Here is a 22,765-nt window from a genome sequence, read left to right on the forward strand (position 1 = left end):
TCAGTTGAACAAGCCGTAGAAGAATAGACGGATGCTATCCCACACGCGGCGGAAGATACCACCTTCGTCGACGGCGTCCAGCGCGATCAGGTCGGCGCTGTGCACCACCTTGTCGTCCAGCTTCACTTCGACTTTACCGATCACGTCGCCCTTGGCGATTGGCGCAACCAATTGCGGGTTCATGGTCATGCTGGCGGCGAGCTTTTTCAGCTGGCCTTTAGGCATGGTCAGGGTCAGGTCTTCAGCCAGGCCGGCCTTGACTTGCGAGGTCGCGCCTTTCCATACCGGCGCGGTCGCCAGTTCAGCACCCTTCTGGTAGAAGGTCTGGGTTTCGAAGAAGCGGAAACCGTAGGTCAGCAGTTTTTGCGTCTCGGCCGCACGGGCCTGCTCGCTGTTGGTGCCGAAGACCACCGCGATCAGGCGCTGGCCATCACGTACCGCGGACGACACCATGCAGTAGCCGGCTTCGTCGGTGTGGCCGGTTTTCAGGCCATCGACAGTCTTGTCGCGCCACAGCAGCAGGTTGCGGTTAGGCTGCTTGATGTTGTTCCAGAAGAATTCCTTCTGGGAGTAGATCGCGTAGTGCACCGGGTCGACACGAATGATCGCGCGCGCCAGGATCGCCATGTCGTGAGCCGACGAGTAGTGCTCAGGGTTTGGCAGGCCGGTCGGGTTCATGAAGTGGCTGTTGGTCATGCCCAGGTCGGCCACGGTTTTGTTCATCATGTCGGCGAATGCGTCTTCGCTGCCGGCGATGTGCTCGGCCAGGGCGACGCTGGCGTCGTTACCGGACTGGATGATGATGCCATGCAGCAGGTCGCTCACAGTGACTTGCGAGCCCACCTTGATGAACATCCGCGAACCGCCGGTACGCCAGGCGTTTTCGCTGACGGTCACCGGGTCGTTTTCGCCGATCTGGCCGCGACGGATTTCCAGGGTCGCGATGTAGGCGGTCATCAGCTTGGTCAGGCTGGCCGGTGGCAGGCGCTGGTCACCGTTGCTCTCGACCAGCACGTTGCCACTGGCGGCATCCATGAGGACCCAGGACTTGGCGGCCAGTTGCGGTGAAGCCGGTACCATTTCAACCGCCCAGGCGGCCGGGGTGATGATCAGCGAAAGAAGCAGGCACGTGCGTTTGGCTAAGGTGGTGATGTTCATCCGTCTCTCGAAATTGCTTATGGAAACTTGCCCTCGCGGGCAAAACTTATTCAGACAGCCCGCTACCAGACTGTCACGTGTTCGGTTGCCCGCTCACCCCTTGCCCCTGGGTTTTATTGTTCAACGAGCCAACAACCAGGGTCCAGGCCCGCATGCGAGCCTCAACCATCAATTTATTATTCGGCAGTGACCACGCTGGGTTGCCCCAGGTTGGCCAGGCGCACGCTGTTCTGCACTTGCGCAACCTCGCTCGGCGAACCGATCGGGCCCATGCGCACACGGTGCAACGTTTGCTGGTTACGCACGATGGAGCTGATGAATACCGGCGCGCTGACCATGCTGCTGAGCTTGGACCTTAACAGTTCTGCCGCATCCGGGTTGGCGAAAGCGCCCACTTGCAGGTATTGCCCGCCCGCGACCGCGGCGCCCGGTGCCGCATGGGGCACGACCACCGTATCCGGTGCGTGCTGCTGCGGTGGCGGTGTCCATTGTTCGATCTTGCCGGTGGATGCCGTCACTTGCGGCTGCGCGCTCTGCGGCTCGTTGAGCATCAACGGCGCGGGCTTGCCACGCTGGGCCCAGTACTGCGCCGGATCGATGCCTTCGACCTTGACCCGCGCGGTACCGGTTTCGGCATAGCCGAGTTTTTTCGCGGCGGCGTAGGACAAGTCGATGATGCGATCCGAATAGAACGGCCCACGGTCGTTGACCCGCAGGATCACCGTGCGGTTGTTGTCCAGGTTGGTCACGCGGACATAGCTGGGCAGCGGCAGGGTCTTGTGGGCCGCGCTCATGCCGTACAGGTCATAGACTTCGCCGTTGGCGGTGTTCTGGCCGTGGAACTTGGTGCCATACCAGGACGCCGTGCCCGATTGCACGTAGGTCTTGGAGTCCTGCAACGGGAAGTAGGACTTGCCCAGCACGGTATAGGGGTTGGCCTTGTACGGGCCGGTGTGCAGGGTCGGCGTGGCATCCGGGATCTTCGACACGTCGACATCCCACCACGGGGCGCCATCTTTGTGTGCGCGGTTGATGTCCAGGCCTGGCTGTGAACGCACCGCGGTGCCGCCGGACTTCGGTACCGGGCCACGGCTGGTGGAACAACTGACGACGAGCAGGGACAACGCGGCGAACGCCACCAGCTTGAGCGGTTGATTGAACGGCGATGCCCGCATTACTTGTTGCCCCGTGCTTGGACCAGCATGTCTGACAGCTGATGCACGGCCATGGCGTACATCACACTGCGGTTATAACGCGTGATTGCGTAGAAATTCTTCAGGCCCATCCAGTATTCAGGGCCGTTTTCACCTTCGAGGCGGAATGCCGTCACCGGCATATCGTCGCGTGGCGCATTCTGACTCGACCAGCCCAGCGCCCGCAACTCCCCGACGGTCTTGGCCGGCTCGATGCCCTGGGTCAGGCCTTCATCGGCACGCTCCCCGCTGACATCGGCACGGATCACCACCGGCTCGCCACCGACCCAGCCATGGCGCTTGAAGTAACTGGCCACACTGCCGATGGCATCGTCCGGGTTGCTCCAGATATTGATATGACCGTCGCCGTCAAAATCCACCGCGTAGGCGCGAAAGCTGCTCGGCATGAACTGCGGCAAGCCCATCGCCCCGGCGTAGGAGCCCTTGAGGGTCAGCGGGTCGACCTGCTCTTCGCGGGCCAGCAGCAGGAACTCACGCAGTTCCTTGCGGAAGAAGTCGGCGCGCGGCGGGTAATCGAAGCCCAGGGTCGACAAGGCGTCGATCACCCGGTAACTGCCGGTATTGCGCCCGTAGAAGGTTTCAATGCCAATGATCGCAACGATGACCTGGGCCGGCACGCCGTATTCCTGCTCGGCGCGGGCCAACACGGCCTCGTGCTGGCGCCAGAAGTCCACCCCCCGGGCCACCCGGGCGTCGGTGAGGAACATCGGACGGTATTCCTTCCACTGTTTCACGCGCTCGGCGGGGCGAGAGATAGCGTCGAGGATCGCCTGCTTGCGCTGGGCTTCGCGGAACACGCCCATCAGCTGTTCACCGGCGAAGCCGTAGTCGCGGGTCATTTCACCGACGAATTCGGCGACCTGGGGTGAGCCATCGTAGTCACCGGCCTGCGCCTCGTGCGTTGCCCCCAGCAGCCCGATCAGGCCCATCCAGGACGCATGCCGAGTCGCCCAGCCGCGCATTACTTGCATTGACATCTTCACCTTATTCAAACCTGTGCGATCCACTTGCGATGCGTATGAATCGACATCAAAACCCCAAACGCTGACAGCAATGTCACCAGCGAAGTTCCGCCGTAGCTAATGAACGGCAAAGGCACCCCAACCACCGGCAGCAGGCCACTGACCATACCGATGTTGACGAAAACGTAAACAAAAAAAGTCATGGTCAGGCTGCCGGCGAGCAATTTGCCGAACAGCGTCTGCGCCTGTGCGGTAATCACCAGGCCACGACCAATCAATAGCAAATAGATCAGCAACAGCGCGCAAATGCCCACCAGGCCGAACTCTTCGCCCATCACCGCAATAATGAAGTCGGTGTGGCTCTCGGGCAGAAAGTCCAAATGCGACTGGGTGCCGAGCAGCCAGCCCTTGCCAAATACACCGCCGGAACCGATGGCCGCCTTCGACTGGATAATGTTCCAGCCGGTGCCGAGCGGGTCGCTTTCGGGATCGAGGAACGTCAGGATCCGCTGCTTCTGGTAGTCGTGCATAAAGAAGAACCACATGGCCACGGCCACCGGCACTGCCGCCGCCAGCACGCTAAGGATCCAGCGCCAGCGCAACCCGCCCATGAACAGCACGAACGCACCGCCGGCCAGGATCAGCAGCGAGGTGCCGAGGTCCGGCTGGCGCACGATCAGCACGAAGGGGATGCCGATCAGGATCAGGCTGATGCCCACATGCTTGAGCTGCGGCGGCAAGGTGCGCTTTGACAGGTACCAGGCGATCGTCGCCGGCATCAGGATCTTCATGAATTCCGACGGTTGGAAGCGAATCACCCCCGGAATGTTGATCCAGCGGGTCGCGCCCATGGCGTTGTGGCCCATGACGTCCACCACCACCAGCAGCAACACCCCGGCCACATAACCGAGCGGCACCCAGCGCGCCATGAAACGCGGCTCCAGCTGGGCGATCACCACCATGGACAGCAGGCCCAGGCCAAACGACGAAGCCTGCTTGATCAGCAAGTCCCAGTTCTTGCCGCTGGCCGAATACAGCACGAACAGGCTGCCGGCCGCCAGGGTCAGCAGCAGGATCAGCAACGGGCCGTCAATGTGCATGCGCTGCAACAAAGTCGCGCGGCGACGCATCACATCCTCGCTGGAGAGGATGCGGTCAAAATTACTCTTCACTGGCCGTAACCTCGGGGGTTGAAGGGGGGCCGCCATATTCGGCCTTGAGCCTGCCGTCGTCGGCCAGCAACCAGGCGTCCATCACCTGGCGCACCACAGGCGCCGCCACACCGGAGCCGGACTCGCCGTTCTCGACCATCACCGCCACCACGATTTTCGGGTCGTCGGCCGGGGCAAAGCCCACAAACAAGGCGTGGTCGCGGTGGCGCTCCTGGACCTTGGAACGGTCGTATTTCTCGCCCTGCTTGATCGCCACCACCTGGGCGGTACCACTCTTGCCGGCGATACGGTATTGCGCACCGATCGCCGCCTTGCGCGCGGTCCCGCGTGCACCGTGCATCACCTGCTGCATGCCGTGGTTGACCTTGGTCCAGTCGGACGGATCGCGCAGTACGATGTCGGGGATCGGGTTTTCATCCACAGGCTTTTCGCCTTCGATGGTCCGGGCCAGGTGCGGGCGGTTCCAGATGCCTTTGTTGGCCACCAGCGCCGTGGCCTGGGCCAGTTGCAAAGGCGTGGCCTGCATATAGCCCTGGCCGATGCCGAGGATCAGGGTTTCGCCCGGGAACCATGCCTGGCGGCGGGTCGCACGCTTCCACTCCCGCGATGGCATCAGGCCAGGGGATTCTTCGAACATATCCAGGGAGACTTTCTGACCGAGGCCGAACTTGCCCATGTAGGCGGACAAGCGGTCGATCCCCAGCTTGTGGGCCAGGTCGTAAAAATAGGTGTCGTTGGAACGCATGATCGCGGTATCCAGATCGACATAGCCGTCACCGGTACGGTTCCAGTTGCGGTATTTGTGGTCGTAGTTCGGCAGCATGTAGTAGCCCGGGTCGAATACCCGGCTGGAAGCCGTGACCACGCCCGCGTCTAAACCGGCAATCGCCACCGCCGGCTTGATGGTCGAACCCGGCGGGTACAGGCCGCGCAACACACGGTTGAACAGCGGCCGGTCGATGGAGTCGCGCAACTCGGCGTAGGCCTTGAAGCTGATCCCGGTCACGAACAGGTTGGGGTCGAAGCTCGGCTGGCTGACCATGGCCAGCACTTCGCCGGTCTTCGGGTCCAGCGCCACCACCGCGCCACGCCGGCCACCGAGGGCCATCTCGGCCGCTTCCTGCAGCTTGATGTCCAGGCTCAGCACAATGTCCTTGCCCGGTACCGGGTCGGTACGCTTGAGCACCCGCAGCACGCGGCCGCGAGCGTTGGTCTCGACTTCTTCGTAACCCACCTGGCCGTGCAGCTCGGGCTCGTAGAATCGCTCGATGCCGGTCTTGCCGATATGGTGGGTGCCGCTGTAATTGACGGGATCGAGGCTTTTCAGCTCTTTCTCGTTGATCCGCCCCATATAGCCGACGGAGTGAGCAAAGTGCGGCCCTTGGGGATAGTGGCGCACCAACTGCGCCACCACTTCCACACCCGGCAGGCGGAACTGGTTCACCGCAATCCGCGCAATCTGCTCTTCGGTCAGCTCGAACAGGATCGGCACCGGTTCGAACGGCCGGCGCCCCTGTTTCATGCGTTTCTCGAAGATCACCCGGTCTTCCGGGGTCAACTGCAGCACCTCGACGATGACATCGAGGACCTGTTGCCAGTCGCCGGAACGCTCGCGGGTCATGCTCAGGCTGAAACTGGGCCGGTTATCCGCCACCACCACGCCATTGCGGTCGAAGATCAGCCCACGGGTCGGCGGAATCGGTTGCACATGCACGCGGTTGTTTTCCGACAACGTGGAGTGGTAGTCGTACTGGATCACCTGCAGGAAATACAGGCGCGCAATCAGCACCCCGATCAGCGCCACCACCATGATCGCGCCAAACACCACCCGCGCGCGTACCAGACGTGCGTCTTTCTCGTGGTCCTTGATGCGGATCGGCTGGGTCATCGGGAGGGGCGCAGATTATTTGTGATAAGGGTGCCCGGACAGAACTGTCCAGGCGCGATACAGCTGTTCACCGATCAGGATCCTTACCAACGGGTGCGGCAGCGTCAGCGCCGACAGCGACCAGCGCTGGTCCGCCCGCGCGCAGACTTCCGGCGCCAGCCCTTCGGGGCCGCCGACCATGAAGTTGACGGTGCGCGAGTCCAGGCGCCAGCGATCCAGTTCCACCGCCAATTGCTCGGTGCTCCAGGGTTTGCCGTGCACTTCGAGGGTGACGATGCGCTCGTTGGGGCCGACCTTGGCCAGCATCGCTTCGCCTTCCTGACGGATAAAGCGCGCCACGTCGGCATTCTTGCCCCGGGTGTTGAGCGGTATCTCCACCAGTTCCAGCGACAGCTCGGCGGGCAGACGCTTGGCATACTCGTGCCAGCCTTCTTCCACCCACTTGGGCATGCGTGAACCGACAGCAATCAGACGCAGGCGCACAGCCGTTCCTTATTCCTGGTCTTTGTTGAGCTTGTCGAAGTGCGCGTGGCCCACTTCCGGGCTGTGGTGCTTGCCATCGGCGGCACGGCTCTGCTCGGCGCCTTTCCACAGACGCTCCAGGTCGTAGAACTGACGGGCATTGCTGGTCATCATGTGAACGATCACGTCGTCCATGTCCAGCAGCACCCAGTCGCTGTCGCCCTTGCCTTCTTCACCCAGCGGCTTCACGCCCTGGGCTTTGACGGCTTCGCGAACCTTGTCCAGCATCGCGCCGATCTGGCGGTTGGAGGTACCGGTGGCGATGATCATGAAGTCGGTGATGCTCTGCTTGTCGCGTACGTCCAGGACCTGGATGTCCTGGGCCTTCACGTCTTCCAGGGCGGCAACGGCGACTTTCACCAGCGCTTCGCCAGCCAGTTCCGGGCCAACGTGGGCTTCAACCGGCAGCGGGGCGCTTTTGAACGTGCCTTTGCGTTTTACTTTGCTTACGTCTTTGTTCGTCATAAAAAACTCGTTTTGCTCGTATGTTCGGGCGCTCGCTGCACGAGTGTTCGTGCGTTCAAGCGCGCCTTTTCAGTTCGACGCACGGTAAAGCCCGTGCGCATCGATGTAGGCCAGGACCGCGTCAGGCACCAGGAAACGTACCGACTTCCCGCTGGCCAGCAGTTGACGGATCTGGGTGGCAGACACCGCGAGCGGGGTCTGCCAGACGAATGCAATATTCCCGTTCGGCCCGGTCAGGGCCAAGGGGTCACTTACCGACCGCGCGGCCAGCAGGTTGCGCAAGGCATCCGGCGGTTCGCTGTCGGCATCCGGGCGTTGCAAAACCAGGATGTGGCAGTGCTGGAGGAGTTCCTCCCAGCGATGCCAAGAGGGCAGGCCGCAAAATGCGTCCCAGCCCAAAAGCAGAAACAACTGGTCATCCGCGGCCAACTCGGCGCGCATCAGCTCCAGGGTGTCGACAGTGTAGGACGGTTTATCGCGCTTGAGCTCACGATCGTCCACCACCAGCGGCGGTATGCCTTCTACGGCCAGGCGCACCATTTCCAGGCGCTGCTGCGGCGACACCTGCGGGGTATCGCGATGAGGCGGCCGGAAATTAGGGATCAGGCGCAGCTCATCCAGCGCCAAGGCATCCGCGACTTCCAGGGCACTGCGCAAATGGCCGATGTGCACGGGGTCGAAGGTACCGCCGAGCAGCCCGATGCGTTTAGCCATCAAGTGCGCACGTGACCGTCGCCGAACACCACGTACTTCTCGCTGGTCAGGCCTTCCAGGCCAACCGGGCCGCGTGCGTGGAGCTTGTCGGTGGAGATGCCGATCTCCGCCCCCAGGCCGTACTCGAAGCCGTCGGCAAAGCGCGTCGAGGCGTTGATCATCACCGAAGCGGAGTCCACTTCGGTGAGGAAACGCCGGGCATCGCTGAAATGCTCGGAGACAATGGCGTCGGTGTGCTTGGAGCCGTACGTGTTGATGTGTTCGATGGCCTGGTCCAGGTCGTCGACGATGCGGATCGACAGGATCGGCGCCGTGTACTCGGTGTACCAGTCCTGCTCGGTGGCTTCGATCACGTCCGCGCCCAACAGCGCACGGGTGCGTTCGCAACCGCGCAGCTCCACGCCCTTGTCACGGTAGATGGCAGCCAGCGGCGGCAGCACGCGCTCGGCAATGCCGACGTGCACCAGCAGGGTTTCCATGGTGTTGCACGGCGCGTAGCGGTGGGTCTTGGCGTTGTCGGCGATGCGGATCGCCTTGTCGATGTCGGCGGCGATGTCGATATACACGTGGCACACGCCGTCCAGGTGCTTGATCACTGGCACCTTGGCATCGCGGCTGACGCGCTCGATCAGGCTCTTACCACCGCGCGGCACGATCACGTCGATGAATTCCGGCATGGTGATCAGCGCGCCGACAGCGGCGCGGTCGGTGGTTTCCACCACTTGCACCACTTCGGCCGGCAACTCGGCCACGGCCAGGCCCTGCTGGATGCAGGCGGCGATGGCGCGGTTGGAATTGATCGCCTCGGAACCGCCACGCAGGATGGTGGCGTTGCCCGACTTGAGGCACAGGCTCGCGGCGTCGATGGTCACGTTCGGGCGCGACTCATAGATGATGCCGATCACGCCCAGGGGCACGCGCATCTTGCCGACCTGGATGCCGGACGGCAGGTAACGCATATCGCGAATTTCACCGATGGGGTCAGGCAGCTTGGCCACCTGACGCAACCCTTCGATCATGTCGTCGATACGTGTCGGCGTCAGCGCCAGGCGGTCCAGCAAGGCGGGCTCAAGGCCATTGGCGCGGCCGTTGGCCAGGTCCAGTTCGTTGGCGGCAGTCAGCTCGGAGCGCGAAGCGTCCAGAGCATCGGCGGCGGCCAGCAGGGCACGGTTCTTCTGCGCAGTGCTCGCACGGGCGATCAACCGCGAGGCCTGACGGGCAGCGCGACCCAGGCGGGTCATGTAGTCAAGAACGGACTCAGTCATGGTCAGGGAGTCTTGGCAAAGAGGAAAGCGGCAGATTATAGCTGTGACGCCGCCCGACTGACAGCGGTGAGGGGCGGATGGTCGAAATGAACTGTAAAAACCTGGGGTTCAGCCGTAATTAAGGTGGGAGTTGTTATTATTCCGTCACATTTAGCCGTATTAACCCCAGACCACCATGCCCAGTTCTTCACCCCAACTCCCCGCCAGCGCGCTGCCCGACAGCTTCTTCGACCGTGACGCGCAAATACTTGCGCGGGATTTGCTTGGAAAAGTCATCCGCCATCGCGTCGGCGATAGCTGGCTTTCGGCGCGAATTATTGAAACCGAAGCCTATTACGTGGCCGAAAAAGGCAGCCACGCCTCACTCGGGTACACAGAAAAGCGTAAGGCTTTGTTTCTGGATGGCGGACATATCTATATGTACTACGCCCGTGGCGGCGATTCGCTGAACTTCAGCGCGCAGGGGCCGGGCAATGCCGTGCTGATCAAATCAGCCTATCCCTGGGTCGATGAAACCTCCGGGCCCGCCAGCCTGGCGCAGATGCTGCTGAACAACCCGAATGCCGACGGCAGCCCGCGCGCGTCGCAAAAGCTGTGTGCCGGCCAGACGTTGCTGTGCAAGGCGCTGGGCCTGAAGGTGCCGATGTGGGATGCCAAGCGCTTTGATCAAGAATTGCTCTTTGTCGAAGACGTCGGCCAGACACCGATACAGATCATCCAGACCACCCGCCTGGGCATCCCCAGCGGCCGTGACGAGCACTTGATGTACCGCTTCGTCGATGCCGGCTATGCGCCCTACTGCACGCGGAACCCGCTGCGCCGGGGCCAGGTCGAAGGCCGCGACTATTTCCTGATTTGAATCTGTGGCGATGGAGTAACGATTTATGGGCCAATGGCTCGATGGCATTACCGGCTGGCTGACCCTCAACCCGCAATGGCTGGCGGCGGCGGTGTTTATCGTCGCGTGCGTGGAATGCCTGGCCATTGCCGGGCTGATCGTGCCAGGCACGGTGCTGCTGTTTGCCATTGCGGCACTGGCTGGCAGCGGCGCCTTGTCCCTGAGTGAAACCCTGCTGATGGGGTTCCTGGGAGGCTTGCTGGGCGACGGGATTTCCTACTTCCTCGGCCGACACTTCCATCAGAATATCCGCCGCCTGCCCGGCCTGCGCCACCATCCGGAATGGATGAATGGCGCGGAAACCTACTTCCACAAATACGGCATCGCCAGTCTGCTGGTGGGACGTTTCATCGGGCCATTGCGGCCGATGCTGCCGATGGTGGCCGGAATGTGCGACATGCCGTTCCCGCGTTTCGCCCTGGTCAGCCTTCTGGCGGCAGCCGGTTGGTCGTTGGCCTACCTGCTGCCGGGCTGGGCCACCGGCGCCGCGTTCCGCCTGCCATTGCCGGAGGGGTTCTGGCCTGAGGCGGGGGTTGTCACAGCGTGCCTGGCGGTCGTGCTGGGACTGAGCCTGAACACCAGCCTGCGTGGCCATCGTCGCGCGACCCTATGGATAGGGTGTGCCAGCCTGGCGTTGTTGATCGCCCTGTTTATCGGCTATCCGCACCTGGATGACTTTGACCAGGGCCTGAGCGCGCTGGTACAGGAACATCGCAGCCCCTGGCTGGACCACACCATGGTGATGGTGACCCAACTGGGTGAGTTCAAGAAGATGTTCTTCGCCAGCGCCGTATTCACCGCGCTGCTGCTACTGGCGCGGCAATGGCGTCATGCCGTGTTTGTCGGTGCAACACTGGCCGGGGCGGCGGTGATCAATACCGGGACCAAACTGTTTTTCGCCCGTGGCCGCCCGGAAATCCTCACCGACCCATTGACCAGCTTCAGCATGCCCAGCGGCCACGCCTCCGGTGCGTTTGCGTTTTTCCTGGCGTTGTCGGTGCTGGCCGGTCGCGGACAACCCACGCGCCTGCGCCTGACATGGATGTTGCTGGGCTGTATTCCTGCGGCCTTCATCGCGCTGTCACGGGTCTACCTTGGCGCCCATTGGCCCACCGACATCCTGGCTGGCACGCTGCTGGCAATGACCGTGTGTGCATTCAGCCTCACCGTCTGCCAGTACCGCAGCCCTTTGCCGCCGATGCCGCAGAAGGCCTGGTGGCTGGTATTACCCGCTGTGGTGGCGGTGCTCGGCTTCATTGCCTTTACCGGCACCCCACACGCGCTGCTCAGGTATGCCTACTGACCCTGGGTCGGGCCGAGCCAATGGATTGGCGCGGCGCGGCGTTCAACACAACGCTCACGTCGCTCCAGCATCATCTCATCGGCGATTTCCGCGGCGCGTTCAGCGATGTATTCCGGGCCCCGCTTGGCATCCAGCGGCAGCAGCTGCACGGCAATACTGACAAAAAAAACGTCCCAGGCAGCCTGTTCCGATGGCGCTAGCCGAATCATGTTCACCCCCAATCATTGTTGTGTGATCGGTGACTATTTCAGGCGACGCGCAGGGAACAACGAGGAAACCTCTGAAAACCGCGCAGGACAGATCCGAGGCTCAGGCAAACAACTCACCCTGAAGCTCATCGAGCAGCATCTGGATCGCATCCAGCCGCTGCTGCGGGTCGTCGAGTTGCAGCAGGTCGATCTTGTCGGCCTCAGTGAACGGCAAGAGATAAGCCAGTTGATTGCCCAAGGCTCGCTGGCCATCGGCGTGAGTGTCCATGTCCAGCGACGCGACCATCGGGTGTTCGGCCAGGGCCTGGAGCAAGGCCAGCAGGTCGGCATCCTCTTCTTCCAGCGCCTGGTCCGGCAGTTCTTCCAGCCATTGCACCTCGGCCACCAGCAACTGGTCCTTCTGCACACCGGCGTCTCGCACGCGGAAGCGCCGCCCGCCTTCGACGCGAATCCCCAGCAGGCCGTTGTCCTGCTGCTTGAAGTCGCGAATCAACGCTTCACAGCCGATCAAGGCATAGCCATCCGGAGCCATGCCCACCTCCTTGCCATCGAGGATGCACACCACGCCGAAGCTTTCGCCCTTTTTCATGCAGCGGCTGATCATGTCCAGGTAGCGCGCCTCGAACAGTTGCAGGTCGAGGATGCAGCCAGGGAACAGCACGGTATTGAGGGGGAACAGCGCCAGACTCATAAAGGCTTCCTTAAACCCGGTTTAAACAATCACTGACACGGCCAGCGGCAGGAATACCGCTGTGGCTACGCCCATCAGACTCATGGCCAGCGCCGCAAAGGCGCCACACTCTTCGCTTTCCTGCAGGGCCACCGAGGTGCCGACGGCGTGGGCGGTCATGCCCAGCGCCATGCCGCGCGCCTCGGGGCTGTGCACCCCAAGACGCGAGAGTAACGCCGGGCCAACCATCGCGCCCACCACCCCGGTAATCAGCACAAACACCGCCGCCAACGCCGCCACGCCGCCGATCTGCTCGGCCACCAGCATGGCAATCGGCGATGTCACCGACTTCGGCGCCATGGTCATCAACATCCTGTGTTCAGCGCCGAACCACCAGCCCAGCAGCACGCACAGGCTGGTGGCCAACACGCCGCCTATCACCAGCGTAGTAAAAATCGGCCAGAACAATTGCCGAATCCGCCGCAGGTTCAGATAGAGCGGCACCGCCAGGGCCACCGTCGCCGGGCCCAGCAGGATCCCCATGATCTCCGTGCTCTTGCGGTACTCGGCATAGCTCAGGCCGCACGTGAGCAACACGCCGATCACCAGCAGCATGGAGACCAGCACCGGTTGCAGGAAAATCCAGCGGGTTTTCTCGAAACCCGCCAGCACCAGCTGATAGGCGCCCAGGGTGATCCCGATACCGAACAGCGGGTGATGAATCACCGCCGTCCATGCGCCGTGCCAGTCGAAGATCATTGATCCTGCTCCTTGCGCTTGACCATGCGTTCCATCAACAGCCCGACAAAGCCCATGGCGATCACCAGCGACAACACCAGTGCACCGACGATAGCCCAGAAATCGGCGGCAATATCCCTGGCATACACCATCACCCCCACCGCCGGCGGCACCAGCAGCAACGGCAAGTAGCGCAGCAGGCTGCTGGCCGCCAGGCTCAGGGGCTCGCCGACTTCGCCACGCCAGATCAGGAACCCGAGCATCAACAGCAGGCCGATGATCGGCCCCGGCAGTACCGGCACCAGCAAATGATTGATCGCCGTGCCGATCAATTGAAACAGCACCAGCCATGTCAGACCGCGTAACAGCATCCGTTTTTTCCCCCTCAAGACCCGCCCGCATTATAAGCATGCCCGCCCTATGCTCCGGCATTCGCCAAAAGCATGGTGGGTTGACCGGGCTGGTTGGCCATGATGATCTACATTGGTTCTCTGTAACCCATAACAACAGCACCGATGAACCAAGGAGAGACGCAATGCCCTATGTACCCGTAGCGCAGCTCAAAGATTATGTCGGCAAGGAACTGGGACGTTCCGAATGGCTCACCATCGACCAGGCACGTATCAACCTGTTCGCCGAGGCCACTGGCGATCATCAGTTCATCCACGTCGATCCGGTCAAGGCCGCACAAACCCCGTTCGGCAGCACCATCGCCCACGGCTTCCTGTCGCTGTCGCTGATGCCCAAGCTGATGGAAGACATCCTGATCGTGCCCGAAGGCCTGAAGATGGCCGTCAACTATGGCCTGGACAGCGTGCGCTTTATCCAGCCGGTGAAAGTCAATTCCAAGGTGCGCCTGAACGTGACCCTCACCGACGTCACCGAGAAAAAGCCCGGCCAATGGCTGCTCAAGGCCACCGCCACCCTGGAAATCGATGGCCAGGAAAAACCCGCTTACGTCGCCGAGTCGTTGTCGCTGTACTTCGTGTAAGCCCATTCCTGTGGCGAGCCACTGAAACTCGCCACAGGGTATGTAAATTTATGTATGAATCTCGCAGCTGCGGCATACTCGGCGCTCAATTATCCGGATCCCGCTATGCGCCCACTCGCTCCCCTTGCCCTTGCCCTGTTGCTCACCGCTTGCGGAGACGGCGAATCGCTGTTGCCGCCCGATGCGCGCCTGCCCGATGGCGGCCGTTACCGGGGCGATGTGGTCAATGGTCTGCTGCAAGGCCAGGGCCGCGTGGATTATCCCAACGGCAGCTGGTACGCCGGGCAGTTCGACAAAGGCCAGTGGCACGGCCAGGGCGAATGGCATGGCAGCAACGGCGAAGTCTATAAAGGCCAGTTCCAGCAAGGCCTGTTCGATGGACAGGGCAGCCTCACCACGGCCGGCAGCCACTATGTGGGCGGGTTCAAGAACGGTCGGCGCAACGGCGAAGGCACCCTCAAAGAAGGGCAGATGACCTATCGCGGCGAATTCAAGGACGACCAGTATTCCGGCCTTGGCCGCCTGGAACTGGCCGACGGCAGCCAGTATCAGGGCCAGTTCGCCCACGGCAAGCCGAACGGCGAAGGCCAGCGCAATGACGACAGCGGCAACCAGTTCAGCGGCCACTTCGTCGACGGCCAGCTGGAGGGCAACGGTACGTTCAACAGCGCCGACGGCGACATCTATGTCGGCCAGTTCAAGCAGAACCAGCTCAACGGCAAGGGCCGCTATGAAAACGCCGATGGCGACGTGTGGATCGGCCAGTTCAAGGAAGGCGCACTCAGCGGCAAGGGCGAACTGATCGGCGTGGATGGCAGCCACTACGTCGGCCAGTTCAGCGACTGGCGCTTTACCGGCGAAGGCCGCCTGAACCTGACCGACGGCAGCTTCTATATCGGCGGCTTTGACAGCGACAACTATCAAGGCCGCGGCACCCTGGTACTCACCGACGGCACCGTGCAGGCCGGTACCTGGGTCAACGGCATGCGCGTGCGTGATGCTGACGGCGCATTGTTGCCCGACCCACTGGAGATCGGCGTACTGGCCCAGGGCCATTTGCTCGATGCCGCCCTCGCTGCCGTGCCTGCGTCCACCCCCGCAGTGGAGCTGTACACCCTGGCCGTGGCCGGCGACGGCAAACAAAGCGTGTTCCTGCGCGAAGCCGATTACGTCAGCAATATGCTCACCACTCGCTTCGGCGCACGGGGGCAGATCCGCCTGGTCAACCACCGCGACCATATCGCTGACCGACCACTGGCCACCCGCGAAAGCCTGCGCCGGGCCGTGCAAACCCTGGCCGAGCGCACCGGACCGGAAGACCTGGTGTTTATCTACATGACCAGCCACGGCACCCACGAACACGAACTGGTGCTGGACCAACCGCGCATGGAACTGGCCGACCTGCCCGCCGATGAACTGGCCGCCGTGCTCGCGCCGCTGAAAAACCGCGACAAGATCGTGGTGATTTCAGCCTGCTACTCCGGTGGATTCATCCCGGCGCTCAAAGACGAACGCACCCTGATCATGACCGCCTCACGCGCCGACCGCGTGTCCTTCGGCTGTTCCGAAGAGGCCGACTTCACCTACTTCGGCGATGCCCTCTTCGCCCAAGCCTTCAACCAGACCGACGATCTGCAGCAAGCCTTCAAGCTGGCGCAGCTGCATGTGAGCGAACGCGAACAGGCAGACAACTTCGAAGCGTCCGAACCGCAGATCTGGGCCCCCAAAGGCGTGATCGCCCACTGGCAATTATTACGCAAGCAGCAGGCACGAAAGGCGCTGGAAAGCGTCTCAATGAATAGCAAGGAAGCCAAAGGCAACTAAGCTGTAACGTGTAACAAGGGGGAAACACCATGTACCTGACACCTCAGCATATCCTGCTCGCTGGCGCCTCTGGCCTGACCGGCGAACACCTGCTCGACCGCCTGCTCAACGAACCTACCGTGACCCGTGTGCTGGCACCCAGCCGCAAGCCGCTGGCCGAGCATCCGCACCTGGAAAACCCGGTGGGCGACCCGGCGGTGTTCCTGCCGCAACTGAGCGGCCAGGTAGATATTGCCTTCTGCTGCCTGGGTACCACCATCAAGAAAGCCGGTTCGGAAGAAGCTTTTCGTGCCGTCGACCTGGATATGGTCGTAGCCTTTGCCAAGCGCGCGCGGGAGATGGGCGCGCGGCACCTGATCGTGATCAGCGCGATTGGCGCCGACCCGAAATCCTCGGTGTTCTACAACCGGGTCAAAGGGGAAATGGAACAGGCACTCAAGGCCCAGGACTGGCCGCAACTGACCATCGTGCGGCCTTCGTTGCTGCTGGGGGAACGGCTGGAGCCCCGTTTGGCCGAGCAACTGGCCGGGCCGCTGTCACGGTTGATTCCGGGGAAATACCACGGCATTGAAGTCTGCGAACTGGCCCGGGCCATGTGGCGCCTGGCGCTGGAAGAGCAGGACGGGGTGCGGGTGGTGGAGTCGGATGAACTGCGCAAGCTCGGTAAATAAAGCCGAACACAAAGCAGAATGTGGGAGGGGCTTGCCCACCCACATTGGTTTTGTGGTGCTTTTAAAATCCAGGCTAGAGCCCGCCCGTGGCGTTAAATCCCACACCGAGCACCGTCAACACTGACAGCGGCAATAAAAGCGTGTCGAGCAACGCGCTGGCCGGCAGGTCGACACCGGGGTAGCTGGGCGCCTCGGCACCGAACCGGTCCTTGGCGCAGCAACCTCCGTTCATTGCATACAAATCCAATCGCGTGCCGGCATACACCACCGGCGCGCCGGGCTGCGCGGCGTCCAGGGTACGCGCGGTGGCGCAGCCGGCCAATTGCAGCGCCAGTATCACCAACAGCGCCTTATTCATCGCTGCTCAAATGGTGTTCGCCCCAACGCGGCAGCATGTCCTGGGGGATATTCAACAGGTTGAGAATGCGCGCCACCACGAAATCCACCAGGTCATCGATGGTCTGCGGCTGGTGATAGAAGCCGGGCGACGCCGGCAGGATGGTCACCCCCAGGTTCGACAGCTTGAGCATGTGCTCCAGATGAATGCTCGAGTACGGCGCCTCACGCGGCACCAGGATCAACTGGCGGCGCTCCTTCAACGTCACGTCGGCGGCGCGCTCGATCAGGTTATTGCAAGCGCCGGTGGCAATCGCCGACAACGTTCCCGTGGAGCACGGCACCACGACCATTGCCGCCGGCGCACCGGAGCCCGAAGCCACCGGCGACATCCAGTCTTCCTTGCCGTAGACCTTGATCTGTCCCGCCGCCGCACCGGTGTACTCGGTGAGGAAGGCTTGCATCATCTGCACCTTGGCTGGCAGCGCGACATCAGTCTCGGTGGCCATCACCAACTGCGCGGCCTTGGAGATCAGAAAGTGCACCTCACGGTCTTCACGCACCAGGCAATCGAGCAGGCGCAAGCCATAGGGCGCGCCGGATGCGCCGGTCATCGCCAGGGTGACGCGCTCCGGGCCACTCATTTCAAGGCCTCGGCCAGTTTGCCGTGCAAGCCGCCGAAGCCGCCGTTGCTCATGACCACCACATGGGTGCCAGGCTTGGCCTGGTGCTTGACGAACGCAATGATGCCCTCGATGGAATCACAGACTTTCGACGGCACCGTGCATTGCGCCGCAATCGCTGGCAAGTCCCAGCCAAGATTGGCCGGGGCATACCACACCACCTGGTCGGCATCGTTAACGCTTTCCGGCAGGCCGTCGCGGTGTGCGCCGAGCTTCATGGAGTTTGAGCGCGGCTCGACAATCGCAATGATCGGGGCATCGCCAACACGTTTGCGCAGGCCGTCGAGGGTGGTGGCAATGGCCGTTGGGTGGTGGGCAAAGTCGTCGTAGATGGTAATCCCATTCACGTCGGCGACCTTTTCCATACGGCGCTTCACGCTCTTGAATGCGCTCAACGCAGCAATGCCCATGGACGGCACCACGCCCACATGCCGCGCGGCCGCCAAGGTGACCAAGGCATTGGCGACGTTGTGCTGGCCAGTCATGTCCCACTCGACGATGCCTTGGGCCTCGCCGTCAAACAGCACTTCAAACCGGGAACCGTCTTCACTGAGCAACTTGACCTGCCATTGCCCACCCGCACCGGTGGTTTGCACCGGGGTCCAGCAGCCCATCTGGATCACGCGCTGCAAGGCCGGCTCGGTGGTCGGGTGGATGACCAGGCCTTCGCTCGCAATGGTGCGCACCAAATGGTGGAACTGCCGCTCGATCGCCGCCAGGTCGGGGAAGATGTCGGCGTGATCGAACTCAAGGTTGTTGAGGATCGCGGTGCGTGGACGGTAGTGGACGAACTTGGAGCGCTTGTCGAAGAACGCACTGTCGTACTCGTCGGCTTCGATCACGAAGAACGGCGTATCGCCCAGGCGCGCCGACACCGAGAAGTTCTGCGGCACGCCGCCGATCAGGAAGCCCGGGCTCATGCCCGCGTGTTCCAGCACCCAGGCGAGCATGCTGCTGGTGGTGGTCTTGCCGTGGGTGCCGGCAACGGCCAATACCCAGCGACCTTGCAGCACATGGTCGGCCAGCCATTGCGGGCCGGACACGTAAGGCAAGCCTTTGTTGAGGACGTATTCGACTGCCGGATTGCCCCGGGACATGGCATTGCCGATCACCACCAGGTCCGGTACCGGGTCGAATTGCGCCGGATCGTAACCCTGGGTCAGTTCAATGCCCTGGGCCTCGAGTTGCGTGCTCATGGGTGGGTAAACATTGGCATCGGAGCCCGTTACGTGATGGCCCAGTTCTTTGGCCAGAACCGCCATCGAACCCATGAAGGTGCCGCAGATACCAAGAATATGAATGTGCATAGTCGACCTCGTAAACATCGAGGCAGGTTAGCGCAGGGGGGCGAAAATCGCACTCTTTAGCTGTAGGACCGATCTATGGCGCAGCCCGTGCAATACCGTGCCGGCGCAGCTTTCTATACAGCGTGTTACGGCTGACACCCAGCTGCTCCGCCGTATGGGTCATGTGCCAGCGTTGTTGCTCCAGGGCCGTGAGCAGGGCGAGTCGCTCGGCGTCGCCCAGGGGCGACTCTGCAAGCCTGGCCTCGGCCACTGCTTGCGGCCGTGCCTGGCGAATCAACGCTGGCAAATCCTCAAGGCCGACCCGCCCGTCGTCACACAGCGCCGCCAGCGTTCGCAACACCGTGCGCAGTTGCCGAACGTTGCCCGGCCAGGGGTAGGACAGCAGCGCCGAACGCGCCGCCGGGTCGAGTCTTATGCTCTGGCCGCCCGCCTCCTGCGCCAGCAGGAAATCCAGCAACTGAGGCTTATCGCTGCGTTCACGCAACGCTGGCAAAACGACTTCCAGGCCGTTGAGGCGGTAATACAGGTCTTCCCGAAAACTTCCGTCCTGCACGCGCTCCAGCAAATTCCGGTGAGTCGCGCTGATAATTCTGACATCAACCGCCTGGGGCTCACCGCCGATGGGCACCACCATGCGGTCCTCCAGCACCCTTAACAGGCGCGTCTGCAGCGCCAACGGCATATCGCCGATTTCATCGAGGAACAGCGTACCGCCGTCGGCCTGTTGCAACTTGCCCTGCATGCCGTCCTTGCGCGCGCCGGTAAAGCTGCCGCCGCGATAGCCGAACAGTTCGCTTTCGATCAGGCTTTCCGGGATGGCGGCGCAGTTGAGGGCAACGAACGCCTTGTCGGCACGCTGGCTGGCGTGATGCACCGCCTTGGCGAAAGCCTCTTTGCCGGAGCCGGTTTCGCCGTTGATCAGCAAGGGCACATCGCGCTCGAATACCCGCAGCGCTTTACGGAAGTCAATCTGCAGCGCCGGGTCGCCCAGGCAGATACCGGCCAGGCGCACGGGTTCAGGCTTGGCGATGGGCGCAGGTACACTGCGCGATTGACCACGCAAGGCCGCGAACAAGTGCCGACCATCCCGCGTGCGCAATGGCCAACTGGCGGTGGCATTGGCACTGGCGCGACCGAGCAGTTGGTCCAGGGAACACTCGAACAACGCCTCCACCGGTTGCCCCAGCAACCCACCACGCACCTGCCCCAGCAGGTTGAGTGCGCTCTGGTTGACGGCACATATCCGCCCTTCGCCGTCAAACGCCAACAACCCTTCGCTGAACAGGCCCACCGACTCGGCCTGCAGGTGAAAGCGCAGCAGCCAATGGTTTTCGAAGTGACGCAGGAAGTAGCAACTCTCGATCATCTTCGCCGACAGGTTAACCAGCGCCATGGTGTGGAACTGGCTCTGCCGCGACACCTCCTCCCGGGCCGACGACACGTCCAGCACCGCCAACAGGTCGCCGTGGGGGTCGAACACCGGGCTCGCCGAACAGGTCAGCCCGGTGTGGCGCCCACGAAAATGTTCATCGCGATGAATGGTCAACGACTGGCGCTCCACCAGGCAGGTGCCGATGCCATTGGTGCCCTCGCACGCTTCGCTCCAATCGGCACCGAGCCACAGCCCGGCGCGTTCGAAAATCTTGCGCTCGGACGGTGCTGTGACACAGTTGAGGATCACCCCACGGGCATCGGTCAGCAGCACCGCGTGGCCAGCGCCCGACAGCTGCTGGTGCAGGCTGTTCATCTCGCTGCCGGCGATATGCAGCACCTGTTGCAGGCGCTCGCGGCTTTCCAGCAGGCGGCCGTGCTCAAGCACCGTAGGGGCGATGGTCTGGGCAGGATCGAGGTGGTAGTCCTCCAGGCAGCGCAGCCAGGAGCGGGCGATGGACGGGTCGCTCGACGGGTCGCGCCCACGCGCCACAGTAAGGACTTGCTGGGCATGGCGACTGAAATGATCGTTGTGCATGTTCTTATTATTCTCCCTGCGTGAGAGCCACCAGCATCCCCCAGGCACCCAGCCAATGCAATCCCGGGCCGACTCGCCGGTCACGGCCTGTACCGTTTATGGCACAAACTGTCACAGCGCCTGTACCACCCGTGTCACAGCAACGCCTTGCAACAAACCCCAAGCCCTTGATTTTCCTGGCCTGCAAAGCAGTGGCCCAACCTTTGCTCTACGCTTTATCAAGCGCTTGCGCGCTGCACTCCAATAAACATAAAAGCCAGGAGATACCCACCATGCGTTACGCACACCCCGGTACTGAAGGCGCGATCGTTTCGTTCAAGGCCAAGTACGGCAACTACATTGGTGGCGAATTCGTTGCCCCGGTCGATGGCAACTATTTCACCAACACCTCGCCGGTCAACGGCAAGCCTATCGCCGAATTCCCGCGCTCCACTGCCAAAGACATCGACAAGGCGCTGGACGCCGCCCACGCTGCCGCTGACGCCTGGGGCAAGACCTCGGCCCAGGACCGCTCGCTGGTGCTGCTGAAAATCGCCGACCGCATCGAACAGAATCTCGAACTGCTGGCCATCACCGAAACCTGGGACAACGGCAAGGCGGTGCGTGAAACCCTCAACGCCGACATCCCGCTGGCCGCCGACCACTTCCGCTACTTCGCCGGTTGCATCCGCGCCCAGGAAGGCACCAGCGCCGAGATCAACGAACACACCGCGTCCTATCACTTCCACGAGCCACTGGGCGTGGTCGGCCAGATCATCCCGTGGAACTTCCCGCTGCTGATGGCCGCGTGGAAACTCGCCCCGGCCCTGGCCGCCGGCAACTGCGTGGTGCTCAAGCCTGCCGAGCAAACACCGCTGGGCATCAACGTGCTGCTGGAAGTCATCGGCGACCTGCTGCCACCGGGCGTGCTGAACGTGGTGCACGGCTTCGGCAAGGAGGCCGGCGAAGCCCTGGCCACCAGCAAGCGCATCGCCAAGATCGCCTTCACCGGCTCCACCCCGGTGGGCTCGCACATCATGCATGCGGCGGCCGAGAACATCATTCCGTCCACCGTCGAGCTGGGCGGCAAGTCGCCGAACATCTTCTTCGCCGACATCATGAAAGCCGAACCGTCGTTCATCGAGAAAGCCGCCGAAGGCCTGGTGCTGGCGTTCTTCAACCAGGGCGAAGTGTGCACCTGCCCATCCCGCGCGCTGGTGGAAGAGTCGATCTACGACGACTTCATGAAAGTGGTGATGAAGAAGGTCGAGCAGATCAAGCGCGGCGACCCGCTGGACACCGACACCATGGTCGGCGCCCAGGCGTCCGAGCAGCAGTTCGACAAGATCCTGTCCTACCTGGAAATTGCCAAGGGCGAAGGCGCGCAATTGCTCACTGGCGGTAAGGTCGAGCAGCTCACCGGCGATATGGCCGGCGGCTATTACATCCAGCCGACCCTGCTCAAGGGCACCAATGAAATGCGCGTGTTCCAGGAAGAAATCTTCGGCCCGGTAGTGAGCATCACCACCTTCAAGGACGAAGCCGAAGCCCTGGCGATTGCCAACGACACCGAGTTCGGCCTGGGCGCCGGTGTGTGGACCCGCGACATCAACCGCGCCTACCGCATGGGCCGCGCGATCAAGGCGGGCCGCGTGTGGACCAACTGCTACCACCTGTACCCGGCGCATGCCGCGTTTGGCGGTTACAAGAAGTCCGGCGTGGGCCGTGAGACCCACAAGATGATGTTGGATCACTACCAGCAGACCAAGAACCTGCTGGTGAGCTACGACATTAATCCGTTGGGCTTCTTCTAACTAACCCCTCCCA

The 22,765-nt window shown here is 62.4% G+C and carries 23 protein-coding genes; 6 read left to right on the plus strand and 17 right to left on the minus strand.

The genetic code is table 11. The features are described from left to right. The 9 genes from F6S08_RS28425 to F6S08_RS28465 all read right to left on the minus strand — a co-directional run bounded on the left by F6S08_RS28425 (position 1) and on the right by F6S08_RS28465 (position 9,360). On the minus strand, positions 1 to 1,158 hold the full coding sequence (locus F6S08_RS28425) for a D-alanyl-D-alanine carboxypeptidase family protein (protein WP_027605239.1): 1,158 nt from the start codon (positions 1,156 to 1,158) through the stop codon (positions 1 to 3). A gap of 176 nt (positions 1,159 to 1,334) precedes the next feature. After that, the gene (locus tag F6S08_RS28430; protein ID WP_027605238.1) at positions 1,335 to 2,333 is read right to left on the minus strand and encodes a septal ring lytic transglycosylase RlpA family protein; all 999 of its coding nucleotides are present in this window, start codon (positions 2,331 to 2,333) and stop codon (positions 1,335 to 1,337) included. Next, the gene (gene mltB / locus F6S08_RS28435) at positions 2,333 to 3,343 is read right to left on the minus strand and encodes a lytic murein transglycosylase B (RefSeq protein ID WP_027605237.1); all 1,011 of its coding nucleotides are present in this window, start codon (positions 3,341 to 3,343) and stop codon (positions 2,333 to 2,335) included. Before mltB ends, F6S08_RS28430 begins: the two co-directional genes overlap by 1 nt. A gap of 17 nt (positions 3,344 to 3,360) precedes the next feature. Further along, complete coding sequence (rodA, locus tag F6S08_RS28440; protein WP_051429342.1) at positions 3,361 to 4,464, minus strand: rod shape-determining protein RodA; 1,104 nt, start codon at positions 4,462 to 4,464, stop codon at positions 3,361 to 3,363. 31 nt (positions 4,465 to 4,495) lie between these two features. After that, a complete protein-coding gene (gene mrdA, locus F6S08_RS28445; RefSeq protein WP_315872659.1) occupies positions 4,496 to 6,394 on the minus strand; it encodes a penicillin-binding protein 2 in 1,899 nt (632 codons plus the stop codon). A gap of 15 nt (positions 6,395 to 6,409) precedes the next feature. After that, positions 6,410 to 6,877 carry a 23S rRNA (pseudouridine(1915)-N(3))-methyltransferase RlmH gene (gene rlmH / locus F6S08_RS28450; protein ID WP_003176297.1) on the minus strand — a complete coding sequence of 156 codons (468 nt, stop codon included), beginning with the start codon at positions 6,875 to 6,877 and terminating at the stop codon, positions 6,410 to 6,412. 9 nt (positions 6,878 to 6,886) lie between these two features. Beyond that, complete coding sequence (gene rsfS, locus F6S08_RS28455; protein ID WP_065924878.1) at positions 6,887 to 7,381, minus strand: ribosome silencing factor; 495 nt, start codon at positions 7,379 to 7,381, stop codon at positions 6,887 to 6,889. A gap of 69 nt (positions 7,382 to 7,450) precedes the next feature. Next, positions 7,451 to 8,095: a nicotinate-nucleotide adenylyltransferase gene (nadD, locus tag F6S08_RS28460; protein WP_065910068.1), complete on the minus strand. Its 645-nt coding sequence runs from the start codon at positions 8,093 to 8,095 to the stop codon at positions 7,451 to 7,453. Further along, the gene (locus tag F6S08_RS28465) at positions 8,095 to 9,360 is read right to left on the minus strand and encodes a glutamate-5-semialdehyde dehydrogenase (protein ID WP_065924879.1); all 1,266 of its coding nucleotides are present in this window, start codon (positions 9,358 to 9,360) and stop codon (positions 8,095 to 8,097) included. The genes nadD and F6S08_RS28465 overlap by 1 nt, the downstream gene beginning before the upstream one ends. Positions 9,361 to 9,535: 175 nt before the next feature. Here F6S08_RS28465 and F6S08_RS28470 point away from each other — a divergent pair, with 175 nt between their 5' ends. Together F6S08_RS28470 and F6S08_RS28475 are read left to right on the plus strand one after the other, a co-directional pair. Next, positions 9,536 to 10,219, plus strand: coding sequence for a DNA-3-methyladenine glycosylase (locus F6S08_RS28470; RefSeq protein WP_065946574.1), 684 nt, complete (start codon positions 9,536 to 9,538; stop codon positions 10,217 to 10,219). A 25-nt stretch (positions 10,220 to 10,244) separates the two neighbouring features. Then, positions 10,245 to 11,561: a bifunctional DedA family/phosphatase PAP2 family protein gene (locus F6S08_RS28475; protein ID WP_065924881.1), complete on the plus strand. Its 1,317-nt coding sequence runs from the start codon at positions 10,245 to 10,247 to the stop codon at positions 11,559 to 11,561. Here the strand turns inward: F6S08_RS28475 and F6S08_RS28480 are convergent. From F6S08_RS28480 to F6S08_RS28495, 4 genes are all read right to left on the minus strand, one after another. Next, a complete protein-coding gene (locus F6S08_RS28480; protein ID WP_074847728.1) occupies positions 11,555 to 11,770 on the minus strand; it encodes a hypothetical protein in 216 nt (71 codons plus the stop codon). The genes F6S08_RS28475 and F6S08_RS28480 overlap by 7 nt on opposite strands. Before the next feature lie 100 nt (positions 11,771 to 11,870). Then, entirely contained in the window at positions 11,871 to 12,461 is a 591-nt protein-coding gene (locus F6S08_RS28485) for an LON peptidase substrate-binding domain-containing protein (RefSeq protein WP_065924883.1), read from the minus strand. A 21-nt stretch (positions 12,462 to 12,482) separates the two neighbouring features. Continuing rightward, positions 12,483 to 13,199 carry an LrgB family protein gene (locus F6S08_RS28490; protein ID WP_065924884.1) on the minus strand — a complete coding sequence of 239 codons (717 nt, stop codon included), beginning with the start codon at positions 13,197 to 13,199 and terminating at the stop codon, positions 12,483 to 12,485. Continuing rightward, positions 13,196 to 13,549 carry a CidA/LrgA family protein gene (locus tag F6S08_RS28495; RefSeq protein WP_065924885.1) on the minus strand — a complete coding sequence of 118 codons (354 nt, stop codon included), beginning with the start codon at positions 13,547 to 13,549 and terminating at the stop codon, positions 13,196 to 13,198. The genes F6S08_RS28490 and F6S08_RS28495 overlap by 4 nt, the downstream gene beginning before the upstream one ends. 164 nt (positions 13,550 to 13,713) lie before the next feature. On the opposite strand from F6S08_RS28495, the gene F6S08_RS28500 reads away from it, so the two are divergent. The 3 genes from F6S08_RS28500 to F6S08_RS28510 all read left to right on the plus strand — a co-directional run bounded on the left by F6S08_RS28500 (position 13,714) and on the right by F6S08_RS28510 (position 16,664). After that, positions 13,714 to 14,169: a MaoC family dehydratase gene (locus tag F6S08_RS28500; RefSeq protein ID WP_027605226.1), complete on the plus strand. Its 456-nt coding sequence runs from the start codon at positions 13,714 to 13,716 to the stop codon at positions 14,167 to 14,169. A gap of 105 nt (positions 14,170 to 14,274) precedes the next feature. Continuing rightward, the gene (locus F6S08_RS28505) at positions 14,275 to 15,993 is read left to right on the plus strand and encodes a C13 family peptidase (RefSeq protein ID WP_065924886.1); all 1,719 of its coding nucleotides are present in this window, start codon (positions 14,275 to 14,277) and stop codon (positions 15,991 to 15,993) included. Positions 15,994 to 16,022: 29 nt separating this feature from the next. Further along, the gene (locus F6S08_RS28510) at positions 16,023 to 16,664 is read left to right on the plus strand and encodes an oxidoreductase (protein ID WP_027605224.1); all 642 of its coding nucleotides are present in this window, start codon (positions 16,023 to 16,025) and stop codon (positions 16,662 to 16,664) included. Positions 16,665 to 16,737: 73 nt separating this feature from the next. Here the strand turns inward: F6S08_RS28510 and F6S08_RS28515 are convergent, their stop codons facing one another. The 4 genes from F6S08_RS28515 to F6S08_RS28530 form a co-directional block, all read right to left on the minus strand. Continuing rightward, positions 16,738 to 17,022 (minus strand): YceK/YidQ family lipoprotein, encoded by a 285-nt coding sequence (locus F6S08_RS28515; RefSeq protein WP_027605223.1) that lies wholly within the window; start codon positions 17,020 to 17,022, stop codon positions 16,738 to 16,740. Continuing rightward, positions 17,015 to 17,644, minus strand: coding sequence for a flavin prenyltransferase UbiX (gene ubiX / locus F6S08_RS28520; RefSeq protein WP_027605222.1), 630 nt, complete (start codon positions 17,642 to 17,644; stop codon positions 17,015 to 17,017). Before ubiX ends, F6S08_RS28515 begins: the two co-directional genes overlap by 8 nt. Beyond that, complete coding sequence (gene mpl / locus F6S08_RS28525) at positions 17,641 to 18,990, minus strand: UDP-N-acetylmuramate:L-alanyl-gamma-D-glutamyl-meso-diaminopimelate ligase (protein ID WP_315872660.1); 1,350 nt, start codon at positions 18,988 to 18,990, stop codon at positions 17,641 to 17,643. Before mpl ends, ubiX begins: the two co-directional genes overlap by 4 nt. 73 nt (positions 18,991 to 19,063) lie before the next feature. Then, positions 19,064 to 20,959: a sigma-54-dependent Fis family transcriptional regulator gene (locus F6S08_RS28530; protein ID WP_065946576.1), complete on the minus strand. Its 1,896-nt coding sequence runs from the start codon at positions 20,957 to 20,959 to the stop codon at positions 19,064 to 19,066. A 272-nt stretch (positions 20,960 to 21,231) separates the two neighbouring features. Between F6S08_RS28530 and F6S08_RS28535 the strand changes: the two genes are divergently transcribed. Further along, positions 21,232 to 22,752, plus strand: a complete 1,521-nt coding sequence (locus F6S08_RS28535) for an aldehyde dehydrogenase family protein (protein WP_027605219.1) — start codon at positions 21,232 to 21,234, stop codon at positions 22,750 to 22,752. Positions 22,753 to 22,765: the final 13 nt, after the last annotated feature.

This window comes from Pseudomonas sp. JV449 (assembly GCF_032424295.1).
GTDB lineage: Bacteria > Pseudomonadota > Gammaproteobacteria > Pseudomonadales > Pseudomonadaceae > Aquipseudomonas > Aquipseudomonas marginalis.